A 22,560-nucleotide genomic window follows, 5' to 3' on the forward strand; every position below is an offset into this window, starting at 1 on the left:
GGCCACATAAAGCAGGACCCATTGGCCGCGGGACAGCAGGCCCGTTGGCTGAAGTCGGCACAGCGGGCCCACGCCGGCACGGCTCCCGGCCGCACGCTACAAGTGCCCTGAACCACCTCGTGACACGCCGGTTCCTCGCCAATGCTGTTCAAATGACACTGATGTTGTTTATGTTATGGGTGGGACAAATGTTGCAACTGTGACTGATGTTGCATATCCTCAACGTGCTGTGTGAATGCAGTTCGGTCTAGTTGGGGTGCCACCCGTTCGCACATTTGACCGTTCCGGCCCCAAGGCCGGCCGTCCCGAAAGGGCGCGTGCATTTACCGCGCTCCTAGTAAGGACCCGTTCGGATGAGGCTGCTTCCCTCGGGGCGTCCCGCCCCGCATCGATCGACGACGCCGAGGCGCACCGTCGCGCTCTTCTCGGCTACCGCCCTGTTAATCTGCGTTCCGGCCCTGGCGCCGGCTGTCGCCGCACCGGCCGGACAGTTGCCGCAGGTGACATCGCAGCGGATCATCCTGCCGGCGGCGCCCACGCTGCCTTCCGGCGAGGAGATCGACGACGCCAAGGGCGATGCAGCGGCCACCCAGGCCCTGGTGGACCGGATCGAGGAGCAGCTCAAGGCGGCTTCGGGAAACCTTGCCAACGCGCAGTTCGATTCCATGCGTTCCCAGAACGCCTACAGCGAGTCCCTTCTGAAGCAGCAGGAGCGGACCGCTGAACTCGCCGACGCCAAGGCCAAGGCGTCGCAGGCCGCGCAGTACTTCGAGTCGGTCAAGAACCAGGTGGGACAGCTGGCCGGTGAACTCTACCGGAACGGCGGCGTCAACCCCGGCCTCAGTTCGCTGCTGGACAGCAACGACGCCGGCGACGTGCTGTACAAGGCCTCCACGCTCGATGCGCTGACGGCCAACCGCTCGCAAACCCTGAGCGAATCCCAGCAGGCCGCCCAGCTGTGGGCAGCCTGGGAGCTCTATGTCACCCAGGCCGAAGAGGCCGCCCGGGACGCGGCAGTAGCCGCGGAGGCGGCGGAGTCGGACGCGAAGGCCGCCAGCGCCGCGCAGGAGCAGTTGGTGGTCCGTTACGAGGAACAGCGGCAGGCGCTGCTGGAACATCTGGCCGAACTGCGCGGAACCAGCACCGGTGAAGAGGACGCACGCATCACCGCGCTGGAGCGCGCCGAGCAGGATCGACAGCTCCAGGCCCTGGTCGAGCAGTCGGCACAGGAGGCCGCTGCCGCCCAGCGGCCCGCCGGCGGCAGTTCAAACCCGCAGGGCTCCACGGTTGCAGCCGCCAGTGAAGACATCACGCCGGCCCGCCCGGCGACGCCGCCGGCAACCTCCCGCCCGGCATCCCCGTCGACCCCGCCGGCAACCTCCCGGCCGGCATCCCCGTCGACCCCGCCGGCAACCTCCCGGCCGGCAACCCCGTCAACCCCGCCACCGGCGTCACGGCCCTCGACGCCTGCGCCGTCCCGACCCTCGACGCCCGCCCCGGCCCCGCCCCCGCCGCCGGCCCCCCAACCGGCCCCGAAGCCCAAGCCGAATCCGGCACCGCCGGCACCGGCACCGGCTCCAGGCAGCAACGCGGGCATCGCCAACGCTGCGATCAACTATGCGATGGCCCGGCAGGCCGACCCGAAAGCAAAGTATGTCTGGGGCGGCAACGGTCCGGTCGGGTTCGATTGCTCGGGGCTGACGCAGCAGGCGTTCGCCAATGCCGGACGCAGCCTCCCCCGCGTTGCGCAGGACCAGCTCGACTCCGCGCCGCACAAGGTGCCGCTCGCCCAACTTCAGCCCGGCGACCTGGTCTTCTGGGGCGAGCCGAATGCCATCTGGCACGTGGCGATCTACATCGGCAACTGGCAGGTAGTCCACGCACTGAACCCGGACGTCGGCTTGACCGTCACGAATATCAGCCACATGTACGGCAAGCTGCACACGGTCGGCGCCCGCTGGGCCGTCTAGCCTGCACTGCTTAAAAGGGGCGGGCCCGGAACCTTTGAGGTTCCGGGCCCGCCCTTCTGCTACCTGCGGTTATTCGGCGTCGGGCAGGGGGCCGAAGTTGCGGCGGTCGTCCAGGCGAGGGTCATGCTTGTCCGGCACCACCATGACGGGGCCCTTGGCATGGTGCAGCACGCCCTGGCTGGTGGAGCCGAGCAGCATGCCGGCGAAGCCGCCGCGGCCGCGGGTACCAACCACCAGCAGTTCGGCGGTGCGTGACGCCTCGATCAACAGTTCTACCGGGGAGCCGTCCTGCACTTCACCGGTGACGCGCAGATCGGGGAAGTGGCTCTTGAGCCACGCCACGCCGGCGTCGAGCTGCTCACGGATATCCGCATAGAGCGCCTCACGGTCGAGCGGTGCCGGCACCCACGCCAGCGAGCCGGTGAACGGCGGCATGGCGCAGATGACCTTCAGCGGATAGCCGAGCCGCTCGGCCTGCTCCGCGGCGACCAGGGTGGCGTTGCGGGCCTGCTCGGAACCATCGACCCCGACCACGACGACCTTCTGGACGTCCTCGGGGCGGATCGCCTGGTCCTTGGACCGGGGAAGCTCGATGTCCAGGTCGCCGAGGCGCGGCGCGCAGGCCAGCGGAATCGTCACCGTCGGACAGGAAGCGTGGGCCGGGACGGCGCTGCTCACGGAGCCCAGCAACCGGCCCATGAAACCACCGCGGCCGCGCGTACCGACCACGACCAGCTCGGCCTGTTCCGAGAGCTCCAGCAGCACCCCGGCGGCGTCGCCGGTTTCCACCCGCGCATCGATGTCCAGGCCGTAACCGGTAACTTTGGACACCGCCTGCTCGAGCACGGCTTCGGCGCCTTCGCGGATCACCGAATCGTCCAGGGTGGCATAGCCGGCGTCCATGCTGGAGGCAGCGAAGACCGGAACGGTGTAGGCGGTCACGACGTGCAGCGGGGTTCTGCGCCGTTGCGCCTCCTCCGCAGCCCAAACCAACGCGCAGATGCTCTGATCGGAGCCGTCAACTCCGACGACAATGCCGCGGGGTGCCGCGCCCTGTCCGGCGTCTGAACCTGTGGCTTCTGTCATTCGTTCCGCCTCCCTCAACGTCGCACGGGCATCCTCGCCCGCTACCCTCAGCTTACTCTGCAACAAAGCGCTTCTCAGTGGCCGAAAAGTTATGTAGGCTTCGATGAAAATTGTGTTAAATAACAGTTTCACAATGCGTGTGCGGGCGGCCCGTTCGCCGCCCGAGGTTCTCGCTACCGTACAAGGAGTCCGTGCAGTGAGTGGCGTTTCCGTACCAGAAGTGCCTACCGAATACACCACCACGGTGGTCATCGGTTCCGGGCTGCCCGGACTGGCCGTGGCGAGCGAGCTCAGCCGCCAGGGCGTGTCGTCGATCGTCGTGGAGGGGTTGCTCCCCCAGCCGGCCGACCAGGGACGCAGGTCCCCGCTGGCAGACTCGGCGCACCGGAGCGAGCGCAACGACCTGCTGCGGTTGCTGCAGGCGTACGCCGCCAGCCATGCGCTGGACATCCGCCACAGCACCCATGTCTGCGGCGTCACCAAGACGTCGGAAAAAACAGCGTCGACAGCACCGGCGGAGGCGTCCAGGCCGACGGCTGCGTCCCTGACCCACGCGCCCGCGATGAGCAGGGACAAGAACCAGAAGTGGGTCATCCGCACCGAAAACGGCTTGCTGGTCGCCGATTCCGTCGTGCTGACGGGCTGCGCGCAGAACCAGATGCGCCGGCTGCTCCGGAGCCTCGGCATCGCGGCCGGCGAGAACCTTGCCTCCGTCCTGAAAGCGATCGGCCTCTACCTGGTCGGCGTGGCGGATCTGCTGGCGCCGAGCACACGGGACATCATCCGGCAGGCGAAGGTGGCCTGCAGCGCCATCGCTTCCACCTCGCGGCCGGCCGTCGCCTGACGCCGGGCGGGCGGGAAACAGCGGCACCGTACGCTCGCCGCTAGAGGCTGAGCGGGCGGGAAACTGCGGCGTCGCACGCTCGTCGCCAGACCCCGGGCGGGCGGGAAACAGCGGCACCGTACGCCGCCGCGTGCCGCAGGGGCTAGAATTTTGGGGAAATCCCTGACCATACCACTTACCTGTGGAGGACATCCCCCATGCCCCAAAAGGGAGCAGTAGCCGCCAAGACTTCGGTGCTCGACCGCTATTTCGAGATCACCAAGCGCGGCTCCAACTATTCGCGCGAAATCCGCGGCGGCCTGGCCACGTTCTTCGCGATGAGCTACATCGTGGTGCTGAACCCGCTGGTCCTGGGCGGCGCCGATTCAACCGGCGCCATGCTCGGCGCCGAACGCGTCGCGGCGGTCACGGCCCTCGTGGCCGGAGTGCTGACGATCGTGATGGGGGCGTGGGCCAAGTACCCGTTCGCCCTGGCCACGGGCCTGGGCGTCAACGCCTTCATCGCCATCACCGTTGCGACCAACCCGGGCCTGACCTGGCCAGACGTGATGGGCCTGGTGATCCTCTCCGGAATCACCATGCTGATCCTGGTCCTGACCGGTTTCCGGACCGCGGTGTTCAATGCCGTGCCGCAAAGCCTCAAGACCGCCATCGTGGTGGGAATCGGCATGTTCATTGCCCTGATCGGCCTGGTCAATGCCGGCTTCATCCGCCGCATTCCGGACGCGGCGGGCACCACCGTTCCGGTGGGGCTCGGGTTCGACGGCGTGCTGCTGGGCTGGCCGATCCTCGTCTTCGTCGTCGGCCTCATCCTGACGATCGCCCTGGTGGTCAAGAAGGTCAAGGGCGGCATCCTGATCGGCGTCATCGCCGCCACCGTGCTCGCGGTGGTCATCGAAGCGGTGGCCGACGTCGGGCCGTCGATGGGTCCCGACGGCCCCAATCCGCTGGGATGGTCCCTGGTGGTGCCCGAGCTGCCGAGCGGCAGCTGGGTGGGGCTGCCCGACCTCAGCCTGATCGGCCAGGCCAGCCTCTTCGGCGCCTTCGGGACGCTGGGCGTCACCGCCGCTTCCCTGCTGGCGTTTGCGATCCTGCTGAGCATCTTCTTCGACGCCATGGGCACCATGGTCGGCCTGGCCAACGAGGCCGGGCTGACGGACAAAGAGGGCAACATCCCGAACGTCGACCGCGTCCTGATGGTCGACGCCGTGGGCGCCATCGCCGGCGGCGCGGGATCCGTCTCGTCCAACCAGATCTACGTCGAGTCCGGCGCCGGGATCGGCGAGGGCGCGCGCACCGGCCTGGCCAACGTTGTCACCGGCCTGCTGTTCCTGATCGCCATGTTCTTCACGCCGCTGATTTCGCTGGTTCCGTTCGAGGCGGTGGCGCCGGCGCTCGTCGTCGTCGGTTTCATGATGGTGTCGCAGGTGGGCAAGATCGACTGGTCCGACTGGGGCGTGGCCATCCCCGCCTTCCTGACCTTCACGCTCATGCCCTTCACGTATTCCATCGCCAACGGCCTGGGCGCGGGCTTTATCGCCTACGTGCTGGTGCGCACGTTCCAGGGCCGGGCCAAGGACATCCACCCGCTGATGTGGGCGGTGGCCGCGGCCTTCGTGCTCTTCTTCGGCATGGGCCCGGTCGAGCAGCTCATCGGCTTCCGCTGACCCCAGGTCCGCCGAGGCGAAAGGGACCGGTACCGCCCGCGACGGGTGGTACCGGTCCCTTCGGTTTTACTCGCTTGGCTTGCGCCGTCGCGCCTAGGCCTGGGACCGCACTTCTGCTTCCGTGCGTGCCAGGTCGGCCCGGTCCAGGTCGCGCAGGGAGGCGCCCTTCGTTTCGCGGGTGAAGATCACCGCCACGACGGTGATGGCCGACGCGACCACCAGGTACAGGGCAACCGGCAGCCAGTGCTCGAAGTCCTTCAGCAGCGTGGAAGCGATGATGGGGGCGAGCGAACCGGCGAAGATCGAGGTCACCTGGTAGCCCAGCGAGACACCCGAGTAGCGCATCCGGGTCGGGAACATCTCGGCCATGATGGCCGGCTGCCCCGCATACATCAGCCCGTGCACGGCAAGGCCCAGGAAGATCGCGGCCAGGATGATGATCGGGTTCTGCGTGTCGAACATCGGGAAGGCGACGAAGGCCCAGACCCCCGACAGCACGGCGCCGGCCATGTAGACCGGGCGGCGGCCGATGTTGTCCGACAGGCGCCCGTAAAACGGGATCACGACGAAGTGGAAGGCGTGCGCCAAAATCAGCAGGCCTAGCACCGTGGTGACGTCGAAGTCGTGAACGGTCTTCAGGTACGTGATGGAGAAGGCCACCACGATGTAGTAGATGATGTTCTCCGCCACGCGCAGACCCATGGCGGTGAACACGCCGCGCGGGTACTTCTTTATCACTTCCACGACGCCGTAGGACGTGGACTTCACCTTGGCGGACTCGGCCTGGGCTTCCAGGAAGATCGGCGCCTCGGTGACCTTGGTGCGGATGTAGTAGCCGACGAGCACGATGACCGCAGAGAGCCAGAAGGCGACGCGCCAGCCCCAGGCCTGGAACTCGGCCTCGGAGAGGATGCCGGACATCACCCACAGCACTACCGTGGCCAGCATGTTGCCCATCGGCACACCCGCCTGCGGCCAGGACGCCCAGAAGCCGCGCTTGGCTGCCGGGCTGTGCTCGGCCACCAGGAGGACCGCGCCGCCCCATTCGCCGCCGATGGCAAAGCCCTGGACGAACCGCAGCACCACCAGCAGGCCCGGCGCCCAATACCCGATCTGGTCGAACCCTGGCAGGCAGCCCATCAGGAACGTGGCGGCACCGATCAGGATGATGCTCACCTGCAGCAGCTTCTTCCGGCCCAGCTTGTCACCGAAGTGGCCGAACACGATCCCGCCCAGCGGCCGGGCAATGAAGCCGACGGCGAACGTGACGAAGGCGGCGATGATCGCGTCCAGTTCGGTGCCCGCATTCGGGAAGAACAGGGCGCCGAACACCAGCGTGGCCGCGGTGGCATAGAGGAAGAACTCGTACCATTCCACGACCGTGCCGGCCATGGAAGCGGTGACGACCTTGCGCAGGACCGACGGCGGCGACTCGTGCGTCGCGCCGGATCCGGGTCCGGTGGGGGTAGCGTGGGCGCTCATCATTCTCCTTGCATGGCGTGCGGTTAATGCGGCGTTCGCCGCCGGGACTCCCCCCGCACGCTGTGAGTGTGGTCACAATCAGACGTAGCCGAGTATTCCCCGCTCCCGCATGTGCATCAATGACAAACTTTGCAGGCATGGTCTGCAAAGATGCAGATGTGCCTCCCGCGCCGCAGTCCGCCAAGCCGGACGACCTGATCATCCTCCTCGCCGTCGCCCGCACCGGCCGGTATACCGTGGCGGCCGAGAACCTGGGCCTGAACCACACCACCGTCTCGCGCCGCATCGCCGCCGTCGAAAAGGCCCTGGGCGGCCGCGTGTTCTCCGGGGCGCCGGGCGGCTGGGAGTTGACCGACCTCGGCCGCAAGGCGGCAGCGGTCGCCGAGCGGATCGAAGAATCACTCACGGAGCTTGGCCGCACACCGGATCAGGCGGACCGGCTGGCCGGGGTGGTGCGGATGTCGGCCACCGACGGTTTCAGCGCGTTCGTCGCCGCCCCGGCGATCGCCCGCCTGCAGCAGCGCCATCCCAGGCTCAGCTTGGAGATCGTTACCGCCGCCCGCCGGGCCACGCAACACCGGCCGGGCTTGGACTTCGAAGTCGTCGTCGGGCGGCCGCAGGTGATCCGTGCGCGATCCATCCGGCTGGGCAACTATGTCCTGGGTCTCTACGGCTCCCGTGATTATCTGGCCGAACACGGAGTACCGGACAGCGTGCGCGCGGCCATGAACCACCCGTTGGTGTATTTCGTCGACTCCATGCTGCAGGTTGACGACCTCGACGCCCCGCGCCGTTTGCTGCCGGCGATGGCCACGGCCCTGGGCTCCACCAACGTGTTCGTCCACGTCGAGGCAACCCGTGCCGGTGCCGGCCTCGGCCTGCTGCCGTGCTTCATGGCCAACCGCCATCCGGACCTGGTCCGGATCCTGCCGGGGGAACTGGAGGAGCGGCTCGGCTACTGGCTGGTGGCGCGGCCTGAGTCGCTGCGGCAACCGGCGGTGGCGGCGGTCGTCGATGCGCTCAGGCGCGAGACCCGCAGCAGGGAAGCCGAGCTGATGGGGAAGGGAACCGGCATCCGGTGAAAGGATTAATGACCGAGATGCCGGGCACTGGACCTAACTTGGGGGGATTAGGTTCTCAGCACCCGGCATCCGGCGCCGGATCAAATCCGGCTGAGCAGACATAGCGCTCCAGCCACCATCCATAGTGTCGAAGCCGTTCTTTCCATGCCTGCCTCCGGAGAGCCAGCCGCAAGCGGCTCGCTCCCGGGCCTGGTACGGCCGCTGCACGGCCGTTCTTGTCCATCTTACAAACAAATTCCGGCCGAAGTCATAACGTTCCGGGAAAGGTCCTAATTGGCCGGCCGGTCTTGCCGGATCGCCGATCCTCTGCAAAACTTCTCCACTCTCGGCCCGTCCCACAGCTGTGCCGGCATGGCACCGTGCAGCAACTCCCGGACGAGTCCGGGACCGGTTTCCAGCGGCTGGTCGCTGGCAGCGATGACCACGTTTCCGTGCCGGCGGCCCTTGAGCATCGGCGGGTCGGCGATGATCACCCGGTGCTCGAAAACCTCGCCGATGGTCGCCGCCTCCTCGCGAGCACCGATCAGCCGTGGCGTGTCGCCGCAGTTCACCAGGTAGACCCCGCCGGGTGAGAGGACTCGCCGCACCGCCCGGGTGAATTCCAGCGTGGTCAGTCCGTACGGGGTCTCGCTGCCGGAGAAGACGTCGCGGACCACCAGGTCCCGGCTGTCCTCGCTCAGTGATTCGGTGACCTCCCTTGCTTCACCCACCCGGATGCGCACCAACGGCGCACGCGGGATGTCGAACCACTGGCGCACGAGGTCGGCCAGCTTCGCGTCGATCTCGACCACTACCTGGCGCGCCTCCGGGTACGCGGCCGCCAGGTAGCGGGCCATCGAGCACGCCCCGCCGCCCAAATGCAGGGCCCGAAGCTTGGCCCCGGGTCCCCAGCGGGATGCGATCAGCGCCGCCATCCAGCGCATGTATTCGAAGTCCAGCCGCAGCGGATCGCCGACCACCACGTGGGAGGACTGGACGCCGTTGATCTTGAGCAGCCAGCTGTCCGCCGAGTCGGGCTCGCGGACCAGCTCGGCTGTCCCGGAGGAAATCTCATAGCGTCCCTCGGCCGGCCCGCCGGACGCCTCCGGCTCCCGTGCCGCCTCGGCACGGGTGCTTCGCCGCGCCATCGGCTACTTGACCAGCGCCAGCGCGAAGCCGTCCCAGCCCTTGCCGCCCACGGTCTGGATCGCCGTGGCGTCCAGGCGCGGGTCGGAGCCCAGCAGCGCCAGCGCATCCCGGGTGCCGCGGATGTCGCGGTCCTCCGCGCCGGCGTCGCCGCCGTCGGTCAGCACCTTGCCCGACCGGACGACGTTGTCCACCACGATAAGGCTGCCGGGACGAGTCAGCCGCAGGGCCCACTCCACGTAGTTCCGGTTGTTTTCCTTGTCCGCGTCGATAAACACGAGGTCGAACGGCCCGACGCCCGCTTCGGCCAGCCGCGGCAGGGTATCCAGTGCCGCGCCCACCCGGATGCTGACCTTGTCCGCGACGCCGGCTGCCTCCAGGTTCCGCTGCGCCACCTCGGCGTGCCGCGGTTCGTACTCGCAGCTGACCACTTCGCCGTCGTCCGGCAGTCCGCGGGCCAACCAGATGGTGCTGTACCCGCCCAGCGTGCCGATCTCCAGCACCTTGCGCGCACCGCGCAGCCGGGCCAGCAGCATCAGCAGCTTGCCTTGGGTTGCGCTCACCTCGATTGCCGGCAGGCCTTCTTGCGCGGCACCCTCCCTGGCTGCGACCTGGGACTGGCCCTCCCCCACCAAGGTGACGGTCAGGTAATCTTCGACGGCGGTCCACGCCGCTTCCGGATCGACGTCCGGCAGGCCCGGCTGGACGGTCACTGCTGCTCCTGCTCGGCGATGGCAGCCTCCAGGCGGTCCACCTTGCCGCTGAGCTCGCCGTAGTATCCCGGACGTATGTCCGCCTTGAGCACCAGGGACACGCGCGATCCGTGACGGCCTACGGCCTCGGTGGCGCGCTTGATCACGTCCATTACCTCGTCCCACTCGCCCTCGATGGTGGTGAACATCGCGTCCGTGTGGTTCGGCAGCCCGGATTCGCGGACGATCCGGACGGCCTCGGCAACCGCGTCATGGACCGAGGCATCGTGGGGTGCGGGACCGGCGACGGGTACCCCGGAGGGTGCAACAGAGAAGGCTACAAGCATGGCTTCAGTCTTCCACAGCACCCGTGCCGGCGCACAGGTTCGGTGTCACCTGCCGCAACCACGGGGCCTTCTGCAGCACCGGACGTGACGGACTTTACATGCATTTGCATAAAAATTGCCGGGTTTCGGAGCTAGGCTGGACATGCGGGTTTCGCACCCGCACCGTTCCGCCGGTCCGTTCCACCGGTCGCCCGCGGAATGCCACCATCCGCGCCGAGCCACAGGAGACCCCATGAAAGCCTGGCAATTTACCAACACCCACGAGCCGCTTGAACTGAATGAGGTCGAGGAGCCGACCGCCGCACCCGGCGGCGTCGTCATCGACATCAAGTCGGCCGGGTTGTGCCACTCGGATGTAGGCATGCTTGAGGACGAGGGCTGGCTCTCGACGCTGGCCAAGCGCCCCATCACCCTCGGCCATGAGGTGGCCGGGGTCATCACCGAGGTCGGGGAAGGCGTCACCGACTGGAAGGTCGGCGACCGCGTGGGCTGCTGCCCCACGACTCCGGCCGGCGCTCCCGGCTACGCCTTCGACGGCGGCTTCTCCTTTAAGACTGCCATCGACCAGCAGGCTCTGGTCCGCATTCCGGACAACGTCAGCTTCGCCCAGGGTGCGGCCGGCACCGATGCCGGCATGACCAGCCACCACGCCGTCATCGCCAACGGCCAGGTCAAGGCCGGCGACAAGGTCGGCATCATCGGCTTCGGCGGCCTGGGCTCCATTGGCGCCCGCGTGGCCGTGCTGGCCGGCGCGGAGGTCTACGTCGCCGAGGTCAACGAGAAGATCTGGGACCAGGCCAAGGAGATCGGCGCCAAGGACGTGGCGAAGTCCATCGCCGAGTTCAAGGAGATCGGCCTGGACGTCGTCGTCGATTTTGCCGGCTTCGGCACAACCACCGCCGAGGCCATCGAGACGGTCCGCCGCGGCGGCCGCGTGGTCCAGGTTGGCATGGGCCGGCTGGAGTCGACCATCAGCACCAAGGCCCTGATTCTCTCCGAGGTCACCCTGGTCGGCTCGCAGGGCGGCACCCGCGACGACGTGCAGGGCGTCTACGATTACTTCGCCACCGGCAAGCTCACTCCGACCATCACCGAGATCACCTTCGAGGACATCCCCGAGGGCCTGGAGAAGCTGAAGAGGGGCGAAGTCGTCGGCCGGCTGGTCGCCAAGATCGCTGACTGACCCCTCACCGGATGATTGACGACGGCGGTGCGAACCGCCGTCGTCAACCTGCCTTAAGCCGCACCGCGGTGGTGCGCCGCCCGCAAGCACAACATCGGGCGCCGTTACCCAGCCGGCCGCCGTCCCCCAGCTTGCGGTTACCCCCAGCCGGCCAAACGGAGCAGTGCGGCCGCGGCGGCACCGGCGATGACCACCACCAGGAACGGGGCGCGCAGCAGCAGCGCGACCGCGGCGGCCAGCAGCGCCCCGACCCGGGCGTCGAACGCCAGGTGCTGGCCGGTGGAGAAGGCGTTGACGACGGTCAGCGACGCGAGCAGGCCGATGGTCATGGTGGCGGCGACCCGGGACATGCGCTGGTTCTTCATCCACCTGGCGGGCACCAGATAGCCGGCCAGCTTGGTGAGGTAGGAGATGGCGCAGGCGGCCACTATCCAGATCCACAGGCTCATGGCGCCTCCCGTCCGTCCCCGCTGCCGGCCGGATCGTCGCGGCCCGCCGCCCGGCGCTCGGACGCGGCGAGCGTGTGGGACCCGTCGTGCTCGGAATACGGCTCGTCATAGGGCTCGATGTCCGGCGCCATCCCGGCGGGAATGGGTTGGTGGGTGAACCAGCCGATGGCGGCCGCGACAGCCGCCGCCACCAGGATGGGCACTCCGCTGGGCACGAACGGCACGGCCAGCAGCGTGGCCAGGGCGCAGGCAACCGCAATGGCGGCCGGTTCCTTGCCTTTCAGCCTCGGCCACAGCAGCGCCAGGAACGCGGCGACGGCGGCCCCGTCCAGCCCCCACTGCCTCGGATCGCCCAACGCGTTGCCGGCCAACGCCCCCACCAGCGTGAATAGATTCCAGAGCAGGAATATACCCACGCCGGCAGTCCAAAATCCACGCCGCTGCTCGCCGGGGTTGTCCTGGCCGGACGCCGTCGCGGTGGATTCGTCAATGGTCACGTGGGCGGCCAGCGGCCGCCACCAGCGGGACGGGGAGACGAGCGCATTCATCTGCATGCCATAGATGCCGTTGCGGATACCCAACAGGGCGGAAGCGGTCATCGCGGCCAGGCCGGTGCCGCCGCCGCCGATCACCCCGATGAACGCGAACTGGGAGCCGCCGCTGAACAGCAGCAGGCTCAGCGCCATGGTCTGCCAGAGGTCGAGCCCCGATGCCACCGACAATGCGCCGAACGACACCCCGTACAGCCCGGTGGCGATGGAGATGGACAGCCCCACTTTCACGGCCGGGGACTGGAGAAACTTCACCCGTCTACAGTAGCCGGGAAGGCAGCCGCCCCGCCGCCGCCCCAACCGTGGATATCGCTGTGGAAACTGTGGAAACGGTCCTGGGAAACGGCTGCGGGAAGCGGCTGCGGCTACACCGCTTCCTGAGCGTGGCCGTTGATCGCGTCCGCCGCACGGATCAGCGCCAGGTGCGAGAACGCCTGCGGGAAGTTGCCGGCCATGCGTTTGTTCGCGGTGTCGTACTCCTCGGCCATCAGCCCCAGGTCGTTCGCGTAACCGACCAGCCGGTCCATCAGGTCGCGGGCGTCGCCGATGCGCCCGGAGCGGGCATACTGTTCCACCAGCCAGAAGCAACAGGCCAGGAACGGGTGCTCGCCCGGAGCCAGACCGTCCACCCCCGACTCGGTCCGGTAGCGCAGGATCAGTCCGTCCGCATCCACGAGTTCCCGCTCCAGGCGGGCGACGGTACCCAGCATCAGGTCGTCGTCGTACTTCACGAAGCCCACCTGCGGCAGCACCAGCAGCGATGCGTCCACCTCGGTAGTGTCGTAGCTCTGGGTGAAGGAGTTGATCTCCCGATTGAAGCCGTGCTCCATGATCTCTTCGCGCAGCTTGTCCCGCAGCTGCGCCCAGTGCTCGGCTTCGCCGTCCAAGCCGTGCTCCTGCACCGCCCGCACGCCGCGGTCGAACGCCGCCCACATCATCACCCGCGAGTGGGTGAAGTACTTCCGTTCGCCCCGCATCTCCCAGATGCCCTGGTCCTTCTGGTCGAAGTGCTTCTCGATGTAGTGCAGCATGGCCTTCTGCAGCGGCCAGGAGAAGTGGTCCTCGGTGCCGCCCATGTTGCGCAGCTTCTCCAGCGCGACCATGACCTCGCCGATCACGTCCGCCTGGTACTGGCCCACCGCGCCGTTTCCCACCCGCACCGGCGCCGACCCTTCATACCCGGGAAGGTGCGGGATGATCCGTTCCTCCAGGTCGCGTTCGCCGGCCACCCCGTACATGATCTGCAGGTCTTCCGGGTCTCCGGCCACCGCGCGCAGCAGCCAGTTGCGCCACTGCAGCGCCTCGTCTTCGTAGCCGTGGGTCATCATCGATTCGAGCGTCAGCGCGGCATCGCGGAGCCAGACGTAGCGGTAGTCCCAGTTCCGTTCCCCGCCGAAGGACTCCGGCAGCGAGGTAGTCGGCGCGGCGACGATCCCGCCGGTGGTCTCGTGCGTCATGGCGCGCAGCACCAGCAGGGAACGCTTGACGATGCCGTGGTAATCCCCCTGGGGAGGGAACCGTGAGCACCAGGTCTGCCAGTAGTGCACCGTTTCCGTCAGCGCGGTGTCGACGTCGATCGCCGGCGGCACCGTCCGGTGGGACGGGAACCAGCACAATTCGAAATCAACCGTCTCGCCGGCCTTAACCGTGAATTCGCCTTCGTGCCGGCGGTTCGCGGCGCGCGGCAGGCGCTCACCGTGCAGCACCAGCGCGTCCGGGCCGGCGATGGCGACGATCGATTCCCGGCCGGTGGCTTCGTCGTGCACGCGGTTCACCCACGGCACCACGTCCCCGTAGTGGAACCGCATGATCAGTTCCTGCCGGATGGTCATGTCGCCGGAAAGGCCCTCGACGCGGCGGACAAGTGACGCCCGGCGGTCGCCCACCGGCATGAACTCCGTCACCAGTGCCTCGCCTGTTTCGCTCTTCCAGCGGGTCTGCAGCACAAACGTCGACGGAACATAAGAGCGTTCAACGACGACGGCGGACGGCGCCTCCGTTGCTTCTGCCGCCCCTGCTGCCTCTACTGCCGGCGGGGTGCCGGTGCGGACCCCTGCAGTCTCGGTTCCGGCCGGCGCCGGCTCAAGGTCGCCGCGGGGCAGGGTGTCCGTAAGGGTGGAGCGCGCGGACGTCGACTCGGCGGACGTCGGACCGCCGCTGGAAGGCACGCGTACGCCGGTGGCAGCCACGGATACGCCCGCCTCGGTTGCACCGGTGGCGGCCGGGGATGCGCCGGCTTCGGCGGTGCCGGCCGCGTCGCCAAACTGTCCGGCTTCCCCGGCCCCCGGCTGCACTCCGGCAGTCTTTTTCGCCTCGTCCGTCGCAGACCGCCCGGGGTTCTCCGGGGCCGCCGAGACTGCTTCATCTTGTTCGCGCGTCGAGACCGGCGGCTGGCTGCGCTGGACTTCCAACGGGTCGTTGCTCAGGCCGCCGTGCACACCCGTCCCCATCGCTTCCCCGCTCTGCGGATGCGCACCGTCCGGCGCCAGCAGCCAGCGGCCGTGTCCGGGGTGCCCGAGAAGCGCGCTGAAGACGCTGGGCGAGTCGAAGCGGGGAAGGCAGAGCCAGTCCATGCTCCCGGACCGGGACACCAGCGCCCCCGTATGCAGATCCGATATGAGTGCGTAGTCCTCAATTGGAGATGCCATCTCTCCACTCAATCACAACGGACCCGGTTACGGCAGCGGCTGTTCAGGCCGGTGCAGCCTGCAGCTGCCGGCGGACCGCGGCCGGCCGGTTGGTAGTGATTTCGCCGAAACCCAACTCGCGGCACAGTTCCACGTCCTGCGGATCGTCCACCGTCCAGACGCGGAACTGCGTGCCGGCGTCGAGCCAGCGCCGGACGAGCGGCAGATGCGAGCGCACGTAATCGATGCCGGGTCCGGCCCAGCCTACGCGGTGCGATTCGATCAAGCCTTCGCCTTCAGACAGTGCCCGTCGCAGCAGTACCGCAACCGCGCCGACGGTCAACTCGCCCATCAGGAGGCTGGCTTTGAGTTCTTCGGCGTCGATGTCATCCAGGAGTTGGCAGAGATACTGGCCCGGTATGTGGTCGGCCAAGTAGTTCACGGCGTCCGGGTGGAAGCTCATGAAGGACAGCTGGATGTTGTCCAGCCGGGAGGTTTCCGGGTCCCAGCCCTCCGCCATCAGGTACCTGAGCACCTCGTCCTCCAGCTCCTGCCCGTACGGGCTGGGGTGCTTGAGCTCCACGGCCAGGCCCAGCGGCCGGCCGGCGTCGCGCATAAGATCCACCAGATCGTCCAGCGTCACCAGTTGGTCGGCGGTGCCGCCGTACTCGACCGGAATCGGCGTGCCCTTCCACGAACTGACGTCCAGTTGCAGCAGTTCGTCCAGCGTGTGATCGGACACGTTGCCGGTGCCGGTGGAGGTGCGGTCCAGCGTGAAGTCGTGGAAACAGACCAGCCGGCGGTCTTTGGTCAGGTGGAGATCGCACTCGATCCCATCGGCGCCGTCGGCGATCGCCTGCAGGTAAGCGGCCCGCGTATTCTCCGCATACTGCTCACTGGAACCACGGTGGGCGTAGATCCTCTGGTGCATGAATTCACCGTACGCGATGACCGGACATACGGACCCGCCGTAGGGTTGACTGGTGGGTGAACGAACGATGATCGTTCAGCAATTCGGTTTCGGAGGCAACATGGGCACTCAGACGGGCGGCGGCGTCGCACCTGACACGGCGGAAGGGCGGACGGTCGGCTACGCGGCGCACAACGCCCCCGAAAACCTCCCCGGTGGCGGAACTAGCCGGCTTGCCGTGCTGCCCGACAGCGTCCGTGCCGCAGGACTGCGGCGGATGAAACTGCTCGCCACGGGGTTGCTGCTGGTTCTGGCGGTGGTCTTCGTGGTGTCGTTCGCGCTGCAGGACCGCTACCCGTGGCTGAGCTATGTCCGGGCCGCGGCCGAGGGCGGAATGGTGGGTGCGCTTGCGGACTGGTTCGCCGTGACCGCACTCTTCAAACACCCGATGGGGCTGAAGATTCCGCACACCGCGATCATCCCGCGCCGCAAGGATCAGATCGGCGCCAGCCTGGGCCAGTTCGTGGAAGAGAATTTCCTGGCCGAGGACGTGGTCAAGGCCAAGATCGGGTCCCTTGGGATCACTGCCAAGGCCGGCCTCTGGCTGGAACGGCCGGAAAACACCGAACGGATTGCCCGCGAGGGCGCCACGGCCATCCGCGGAGCCCTGACGGTCCTCAATGACGAGGACGTGCAGGAACTGATTGAGTCGCTGGCCCGCCGGCATCTGATCGACCCGCAGTGGGGACCGCCGCTGGGCCGGCTGGCCGAGCACGTGCTGCGCGACGGCCACCACCTGAAGCTGGTGGATCTGCTGCTGGACCGCGCCGCCGACTGGGTACTGGACAACCAGGACACGGTGGCGCGGCTGGTGTCCGACCGCTCACCGACCTGGGTCCCGCAGTTCCTGGATTCGCTGGTTGGCGACAAGGTGCATCTGGAGCTGTACAAGTTCATCATCGCGGTGCAGGCCGACCCGGATCATCCGATGCGCCAGCAGTTGGACGGGTACCTGAACTCCCTGGCGCAGGACCTGCAGCACGATCCCGAGATGATGGCCCGGGTGGAGGCCATCAAACACAACGCCTTGGGCGACCCCGAAGTGCGTTCCCTGGCGGCCCGCACATGGGAGACGCTGAAAACCGCCCTGCTGGAGGCGGTGGAGGACCCCCAGAGCGGGTTGAGCCTGACGTTCAAGCGGGCGGTCGGAGACTTCGGCCACCGGCTGGCCACCGATGCGGAGCTGGCGGCCAAGATCGACGGCTGGATCGAGGAGGCCGCCGGGTATCTGGTCCGCACCTATCGCTCCCAGATTGCCGCCGTCATCACCGAAACGGTGGAGCGCTGGGATGCTCAGGAGACGTCGCGGAAGATCGAACTCCAGGTGGGCAGGGACCTGCAGTTCATCCGGATCAACGGCACCGTGGTCGGCTCCCTGGCCGGGCTGGCGATCTTCACGGTGGCCACCGCCGCCTTCGGTTAGCCGCGCGGCTGGGTGCCGCCCTATGGAGCATCCGCTCCAGTCACGAAACGGAGCGCAAGGACTACGTCGGGCCTAGCCCGCCCAGAGGAAGCGGATTCGTTGGCCGGGCCGGGCCTGGGCCAGCGCCGGGAGGTCGGCCGCTTCCACCACGGCCGGCACCGGATAGCCGCCGGTCACCGGATGGTCGGCCAGGAACACGGTGGGCAAGCCCGACGGCGGCACCTGCACCGCGCCGGTAACCATGCCTTCGCTGGGCAGTTCCCGGTCGACCGCACGCTGCAGCGGCCGGCCCAGCAGGCGCAGTCCGATCCGGTTGCTCTCGGGGCTGACCGCCCAATGGCCCAGCACCAGGCGCTGGCGGGCGTCGGCGGTAAACCAGTCCAGCCGCGGTCCGGGGCGGAGCCGCACGGTCACAACACTGGCGGGCGGCAGCGGCACCGGCGTCCAACGGGAATCGGCGGCGGGCCGTCGGTGGGTGGCGGGTCCTCGGCCCCGGCCGGCGAGCGCGGCGGCGGGGTTCGAGCCGGTCCGTCCGGCCGGTGGAACAACCCCGGTCTCCACCATGTCCCCGTCCCGCAGCGGAGCCGGTCCCATGCCGGAGAGCAGGTCCGTGGCCGCCGATCCCATCAGGGTCTCGGCCACGATGCCGCCGGCCACCGCCAAGTAATACCTGAGCCCGGACGCGGCGGGGGCGATCTCCAGCCGCTGGCCGGCACGGACGCGGATGGGCCGGTAAAGATCCGGTTGGTCCATCCGCTGCCGGCCCGCGGACGCAGGCTCAGCCGCCGCGTTTCCCGGGCCCGTCACCGAGAGTTTGCCGGAGGCCCCGGCCACCGCCACCACCGTGTCGGCGTCGAACCGCAGCACAGCGCCGCCCAGCAGCAACTCCAGCCCCGCCGCGGTGTCAGGGTTACCGACCAGGCGGTTGGCCATGCGCAGTGCCCGGGCGTCCAGTGCGCCGGACGGGCTCAGCCCGATCGCGGCGTGCCCCGGCCGGCCGAGGTCCTGCACCAGGAGTTGCGGCCCCGCCGTGACTACGGTGATCACCGGCTACACCGCCCTGAACCGCACGCGCGTTCCCGGCGCAATCAGTGCCGGCCGCTCCCGCGCGGCGTCCCACAGCCGCTCATCGGTCCTGCCGATCAGCTGCCAGCCGCCGGGTGACGCGGAGGGGTAGATGCCGGTGAACTCGCCCGCCAAACCCACCGATCCGGCGGGCACCCGCGTCCGGGGTTCGGCCAGCCGCGGTACCTGCAGCGGGTTCCCGGGTGCCACTAGGTAGGCGAAGCCCGGCGCGAAGCCGGTGAAGGCGGCAGTCCATTCGCACTGCTGGTGGAGCCGCACGACGTCCGCCTCGCTCACGCCCAGGATCCGTGCCACCGCCGGCAGGTCCTCCCCCGAGTAGTCCACCTCGACCGTGACCTGGTCCCCGGTGGTGCGTGCGCCGCCGTCGTGCGGCGGGGTCTGTTCCAGCCAGCGGCGGACGACGGCGGCGGCCGCCGGGTCGTCGAAGGTCGCCAGGATGGTGCGGGCCGCGGGAACCAGCTCCGTCACGCCTGGCAGCGGCGCAACCGAGAGTGCGCTGTAGTGCGCCAGGACGTCGTCGAGGGTGTCGAATTCGGCGAGCAGGGCGCCCGCGCCGAAGGGCAGGATCCGCACCCTACCGTCCTGTGGTGCGGGGCCCGGACGGAGAGGGAACGGCTGCCGCGCCGGCGGCGCGGGGATCCCCGGCGGCGGGCGGGCGGTGGCCGGCAGCGTTGCCGGCCGCACCCGTGAAGGGACGCAGCGGAATTCCGGCCGCGGCCAGCCGTTCCCGGACCAGCCGTGCCATCGCCACCGCGCCAGGGGTATCGCCGTGGACGCACAGCGAATCCGCTGCCGCGGCGCGGGCGAAGTTTACGGCCCGGTCGGCGATCTCCTCCAGGTCTTCCAGCAGGGCGCCGGGCTCGCCGCGCGGAATGAGCGTTCCGTCCGCCCGGTAGCCGCGGTCCACGAAAGCCTCCCGGAACACCGGCAGTCCGGCGGCGGCCGCCAGTTCGAGCGCCGCGGATCCGGGCAGCCCGAGGAGGGGAAGCCGCGGCTCGAAGGCGCCGATGGCTTCGACCACCGCCGCGGCCTGGCTGCGGTCGTGGACTATCCGGTTATAGAGCGCGCCGTGCGGTTTCACGTAGGCCACCCGCGCCCCCGCACGCCTGGCGATCCGGTCGAGGGCTGCCAGTTGGTCAGCGACATCGGCGTTCAGGTCGGCCGCGGCGACCTCCAGGCTTCGGCGGCCAAACCCGGCCCGGTCCCGGTAGGAAACGTGCGCGCCCACCGCCACCCCGTGCTCCACGGCGCGGCGGCAGGCGGCCAGCATCGTCCCGTCGTCGCCGGCGTGGTAGCCGCAGGCGATGTTCGCGCTGGTGATCAGCGGAAACATCGCGGCGTCATCGCCCATCAGCCGACCGTCGACCGATTCTCCGAGATCGCTGTTCAGGTCGATCCCCGGCCGGCCCCCCGATTCAGCTCGGACCACATCGCCGTGGCCGGCAGGTCCGGTGCCGGATACCGTCACGGCCCGGTCCCGTCGTCGGGTCCACCGGTGGAGCGGCTGCGGGCATCGCCGTCCTGGTCCCCGGACGCCTCGAGGGCCGGCGGCGCCGTCCGCCTGCGGCCGGGCAGCCTCTCCAGCATCCGGGCGGCGACCCGGCCGGGCACCGCGGGCAGCTCGCCCAGCCGGTACCGGTTGTCGGTCAGGTCCTCCACCAAGGACATCGGCAGCACCAGCGGCGGTTCCCCGAAGGCTGTCCTGGTGGCGTCGATGACGCGCCGGCCCATCACGTGGTTGCCGGCACCACCGACGGCCGCGCCGATGCCGAACGGGACCGCGCGGCCGAGCATCGCCGTCCCCTGCTTGGCCAGCAGTTTGGTCAGGAAGCGCTTCTTCAGGCTGTCCACCAGCGAGCTGACCATGCCGGAGGGCATGCTGCTGCCGACTGCGTTTCCCCAGGCCCGCGACGGGTTTCCGCCGCGCCCGCCGGCCTGCCCGGCGAACTCCTTGATCAGGGAGCTGCCCTCGTCGCCCATCAGGATGGCCATCACCATGGCCTGGGAGCGTTCGGGGTTCTCGGTATCGATGCCATGCAGTTCGGCGATGGACTGGGCGAACAGGGCGGTGGCTTCCAGGAAGCCCACGGTAGCCGCCGCGGAGAGGCCGAGTGCCGCCACCGTGCCCACGCCCGGCACGACGGCGGATGCCCCCACCGCCGCACCGCCGGTGGTCACCGCCGCCAGGTATTTCTTTTCCAACTTCGCGGCCAGCTCGGCCGGCGTCGCGTCCGGGTTCTTGCGCCGCAGCCGGTCCAAGTTGGCCAGCACCAGCGGCCGCTGGACGTCCAGCGCCTTCATGATGCCGGTCGTCACGCCGGGCTTTGGGTTGCCGTGCTTGTCGAAAGCCGCATCGGCGGCGACGCGCATGGCTGGGTTAATCTTTCGTCCTCTGGCCACAAACCCTCCTGGAGCAATCAGCACCGTGATGGTGTTCCGGCCTTAAGCGTAAGTCACGGGTTGCGGGACGTTCCCCAAAACACCAAGTATGCTGACAAAGCACCGCGTACTTCCTGTACGACGGCCGGACGCAGCGACTGCTGCGCCGGCCGCCCAACCTAAAGGAGTTGCTGGCTATGAGAATCGGATCATCAATTGCCTTGATTGCCATCGGCGCAATCCTGGCCTTCGCCGTTGCCGACGTCGTGGATTTCATCGACCTGACGCTGATCGGCTGGATCCTGATGGGTGTAGGCGTGCTCGGCCTGATCATCTCCATCATCATGGCCATGCCGCGCCGCGAGCACCGCGTGACGGAAAGCCGCCGCATCGAGGACCCGAACACGGGCGAAACCATCCGGCGGGACGAAACCCGCGGCCTCTAGGCCCACAGGCTGAGGCAGCCGCTGCACGCGGGCCTCCACGGCCCGCGTGCCGGCCCTGCCTCGACGGTCAGCGCGGTTTTTTGCTGCCCAGCGCCACGAGCGACAGGACAATGCCCGCACCGCACACCAGCGTGGCCAGGTAGGCCAGGCCCACGCCGTCCTCGCCGCCCATGCCCAGCGTCAGGCTGAGCGGCAGCCAGAGCACGGCCCAGCCGAGCACCGCGAACAGCGGCGCATACCGCTCGCCGCGCGCCGTCCAGCGGTAGGCAAAAACCGCGAGGACGACGACGGCGATGGCTCCGGCCAGGGCGAAGCCCGCCAAGGTGCCGCCGCCCTCCGGGTCGTGCCGCGAGCCCTGCGAGAAGGCCGTCATGGTGTCGATGGCCACGACGATGACGCCCGCGGCGATGGCGAACTGCAGGATGTTGCCGGCCTGGATCAGCAACATCCGCCGCACGTCGGGCCTCATGCCGTTTTCCTCCCGTTGCTCCGCCCGCTCGGGGCGCCCTCTCCTGCCACCCTATATAAGGCACAGGGCGATATCAGGCCCAGGGCGCGCCGCCCAGCGGGCGTCGCCTTCAGGACCGGCCTGCCGCATACACGGTGGCCCGGTTGGACAGGGCAGTGCCCCGGCGGAAACTTCCACCGGGGCACCGGCCGGCGCCCTCGCGGGCAGGTGTTACCAGCGGACCTTTTTCTCGGGCGGACCCTGCCGGGCCGCTGGCGTGCTTCGGCTTGTGGCTGTTGCCGATGCTGTGCCAGCCGGCCAGGTCGCCGGCGTTGACCGCACGACGGGAAGCCAGCCTCGCCTGTTGGTCCTCGGTCAGTTTGGCCGCGGCGGCCGGAGCGAGGTGGATGGTTGGTTCACGGGATTCGGCGGGTAGTGTGGCCCGCGGATCGATGTCAGTCATGGCTCTCCTTCGGTATTTTCAGGAGCCTGCCGGGAACTGGTCCGCCGCACCGGTCGTCAAGACGGGACGCCACAACACCCGGAGCATCATCCGGGCGTGAGCGGGGGTGGGATCAGGGAACCACTCGCGAGGTACAGCCTCAGCAAGCCTTGTTTGGTTGTCGGCTTGACCGGTCCAAGACCTGGTTACTCGAAAATCAGAATTCCCATGGCGCACAGCCTAACAGCGCCGCCGGGCATC

Annotated in this window: 22 protein-coding genes; 7 read left to right on the forward strand and 15 right to left on the reverse strand. The window is 68.6% G+C overall.

The window, feature by feature from the left end; genetic code table 11:
- Positions 1–353 precede the first annotated feature (353 nt).
- Positions 354–1,970, forward strand: a complete 1,617-nt coding sequence (locus AC5RVG_RS07400) for a C40 family peptidase (protein WP_494013336.1) — start codon at positions 354–356, stop codon at positions 1,968–1,970.
- A gap of 69 nt (positions 1,971–2,039) precedes the next feature.
- Here AC5RVG_RS07400 and AC5RVG_RS07405 read toward each other — a convergent pair whose 3' ends face one another.
- Positions 2,040–3,056 (reverse strand): universal stress protein, encoded by a 1,017-nt coding sequence (locus tag AC5RVG_RS07405; RefSeq protein WP_494001985.1) that lies wholly within the window; start codon positions 3,054–3,056, stop codon positions 2,040–2,042.
- A 196-nt stretch (positions 3,057–3,252) separates the two neighbouring features.
- Here AC5RVG_RS07405 and AC5RVG_RS07410 point away from each other — a divergent pair, with 196 nt between their 5' ends.
- Together AC5RVG_RS07410 and AC5RVG_RS07415 are read left to right on the forward strand one after the other, a co-directional pair.
- Complete coding sequence (locus tag AC5RVG_RS07410; RefSeq protein ID WP_494013337.1) at positions 3,253–3,900, forward strand: FAD-binding protein; 648 nt, start codon at positions 3,253–3,255, stop codon at positions 3,898–3,900.
- A 197-nt stretch (positions 3,901–4,097) separates the two neighbouring features.
- On the forward strand, positions 4,098–5,567 hold the full coding sequence (locus AC5RVG_RS07415; RefSeq protein ID WP_494001983.1) for an NCS2 family permease: 1,470 nt from the start codon (positions 4,098–4,100) through the stop codon (positions 5,565–5,567).
- Positions 5,568–5,660: 93 nt separating this feature from the next.
- On the opposite strand, the gene AC5RVG_RS07420 is transcribed toward AC5RVG_RS07415, so the two are convergent.
- Positions 5,661–7,049 (reverse strand): MFS transporter, encoded by a 1,389-nt coding sequence (locus tag AC5RVG_RS07420; protein ID WP_494013338.1) that lies wholly within the window; start codon positions 7,047–7,049, stop codon positions 5,661–5,663.
- 119 nt (positions 7,050–7,168) lie between these two features.
- Here AC5RVG_RS07420 and AC5RVG_RS07425 point away from each other — a divergent pair, with 119 nt between their 5' ends.
- Entirely contained in the window at positions 7,169–8,131 is a 963-nt protein-coding gene (locus AC5RVG_RS07425; RefSeq protein WP_494013339.1) for a LysR family transcriptional regulator, read from the forward strand.
- Positions 8,132–8,400: 269 nt separating this feature from the next.
- On the opposite strand, the gene AC5RVG_RS07430 is transcribed toward AC5RVG_RS07425, so the two are convergent.
- The 3 genes from AC5RVG_RS07430 to AC5RVG_RS07440 are packed head-to-tail and all read right to left on the reverse strand — an operon-like array spanning position 8,401 to position 10,295.
- The gene (locus tag AC5RVG_RS07430) at positions 8,401–9,258 is read right to left on the reverse strand and encodes a spermidine synthase (protein ID WP_494013340.1); all 858 of its coding nucleotides are present in this window, start codon (positions 9,256–9,258) and stop codon (positions 8,401–8,403) included.
- 3 nt (positions 9,259–9,261) lie between these two features.
- The gene (locus AC5RVG_RS07435) at positions 9,262–9,969 is read right to left on the reverse strand and encodes an O-methyltransferase (RefSeq protein ID WP_494013341.1); all 708 of its coding nucleotides are present in this window, start codon (positions 9,967–9,969) and stop codon (positions 9,262–9,264) included.
- Positions 9,966–10,295, reverse strand: coding sequence for a thiamine-binding protein (locus tag AC5RVG_RS07440; protein ID WP_494013342.1), 330 nt, complete (start codon positions 10,293–10,295; stop codon positions 9,966–9,968). Before AC5RVG_RS07440 ends, AC5RVG_RS07435 begins: the two co-directional genes overlap by 4 nt.
- A gap of 232 nt (positions 10,296–10,527) precedes the next feature.
- On the opposite strand from AC5RVG_RS07440, the gene AC5RVG_RS07445 reads away from it, so the two are divergent.
- Positions 10,528–11,478, forward strand: coding sequence for a zinc-binding dehydrogenase (locus AC5RVG_RS07445; protein ID WP_494013343.1), 951 nt, complete (start codon positions 10,528–10,530; stop codon positions 11,476–11,478).
- Between the two features lie 137 nt (positions 11,479–11,615).
- Here AC5RVG_RS07445 and AC5RVG_RS07450 read toward each other — a convergent pair whose 3' ends face one another.
- From AC5RVG_RS07450 to AC5RVG_RS07465, 4 genes are all read right to left on the reverse strand, one after another.
- Complete coding sequence (locus tag AC5RVG_RS07450; protein WP_494013344.1) at positions 11,616–11,927, reverse strand: AzlD domain-containing protein; 312 nt, start codon at positions 11,925–11,927, stop codon at positions 11,616–11,618.
- Positions 11,924–12,733 (reverse strand): AzlC family ABC transporter permease, encoded by an 810-nt coding sequence (locus AC5RVG_RS07455; protein ID WP_494013345.1) that lies wholly within the window; start codon positions 12,731–12,733, stop codon positions 11,924–11,926. Before AC5RVG_RS07455 ends, AC5RVG_RS07450 begins: the two co-directional genes overlap by 4 nt.
- Positions 12,734–12,843: 110 nt before the next feature.
- The gene (locus tag AC5RVG_RS07460; protein WP_494013346.1) at positions 12,844–15,126 is read right to left on the reverse strand and encodes a glycoside hydrolase family 15 protein; all 2,283 of its coding nucleotides are present in this window, start codon (positions 15,124–15,126) and stop codon (positions 12,844–12,846) included.
- A 43-nt stretch (positions 15,127–15,169) separates the two neighbouring features.
- The gene (locus AC5RVG_RS07465) at positions 15,170–16,036 is read right to left on the reverse strand and encodes a glycerophosphodiester phosphodiesterase family protein (protein WP_494001973.1); all 867 of its coding nucleotides are present in this window, start codon (positions 16,034–16,036) and stop codon (positions 15,170–15,172) included.
- A 256-nt stretch (positions 16,037–16,292) separates the two neighbouring features.
- Between AC5RVG_RS07465 and AC5RVG_RS07470 the strand changes: the two genes are divergently transcribed.
- A complete protein-coding gene (locus AC5RVG_RS07470; RefSeq protein ID WP_494013764.1) occupies positions 16,293–17,498 on the forward strand; it encodes a DUF445 domain-containing protein in 1,206 nt (401 codons plus the stop codon).
- Positions 17,499–17,570: 72 nt separating this feature from the next.
- Here AC5RVG_RS07470 and AC5RVG_RS07475 read toward each other — a convergent pair whose 3' ends face one another.
- The 4 genes from AC5RVG_RS07475 to AC5RVG_RS07490 form a co-directional block, all read right to left on the reverse strand.
- Positions 17,571–18,545 carry a 5-oxoprolinase subunit C family protein gene (locus AC5RVG_RS07475; RefSeq protein WP_494013347.1) on the reverse strand — a complete coding sequence of 325 codons (975 nt, stop codon included), beginning with the start codon at positions 18,543–18,545 and terminating at the stop codon, positions 17,571–17,573.
- Positions 18,546–18,548: 3 nt separating this feature from the next.
- Positions 18,549–19,157 (reverse strand): 5-oxoprolinase subunit B family protein, encoded by a 609-nt coding sequence (locus tag AC5RVG_RS07480; RefSeq protein WP_494013348.1) that lies wholly within the window; start codon positions 19,155–19,157, stop codon positions 18,549–18,551.
- Position 19,158: 1 nt separating this feature from the next.
- Positions 19,159–19,980: a LamB/YcsF family protein gene (locus AC5RVG_RS07485; protein WP_494002339.1), complete on the reverse strand. Its 822-nt coding sequence runs from the start codon at positions 19,978–19,980 to the stop codon at positions 19,159–19,161.
- Positions 19,981–20,048: 68 nt separating this feature from the next.
- Positions 20,049–20,984 (reverse strand): hypothetical protein, encoded by a 936-nt coding sequence (locus tag AC5RVG_RS07490; RefSeq protein ID WP_494001970.1) that lies wholly within the window; start codon positions 20,982–20,984, stop codon positions 20,049–20,051.
- 176 nt (positions 20,985–21,160) lie between these two features.
- On the opposite strand from AC5RVG_RS07490, the gene AC5RVG_RS07495 reads away from it, so the two are divergent.
- Complete coding sequence (locus tag AC5RVG_RS07495; protein WP_494001969.1) at positions 21,161–21,409, forward strand: DUF6458 family protein; 249 nt, start codon at positions 21,161–21,163, stop codon at positions 21,407–21,409.
- Between the two features lie 67 nt (positions 21,410–21,476).
- Here the strand turns inward: AC5RVG_RS07495 and AC5RVG_RS07500 are convergent, their stop codons facing one another.
- Positions 21,477–21,878 (reverse strand): hypothetical protein, encoded by a 402-nt coding sequence (locus AC5RVG_RS07500; RefSeq protein ID WP_494013349.1) that lies wholly within the window; start codon positions 21,876–21,878, stop codon positions 21,477–21,479.
- 109 nt (positions 21,879–21,987) lie between these two features.
- Entirely contained in the window at positions 21,988–22,320 is a 333-nt protein-coding gene (locus tag AC5RVG_RS07505; RefSeq protein WP_494013350.1) for a hypothetical protein, read from the reverse strand.
- Positions 22,321–22,560: the final 240 nt, after the last annotated feature.

Source organism: Arthrobacter senegalensis (assembly GCF_059091765.1).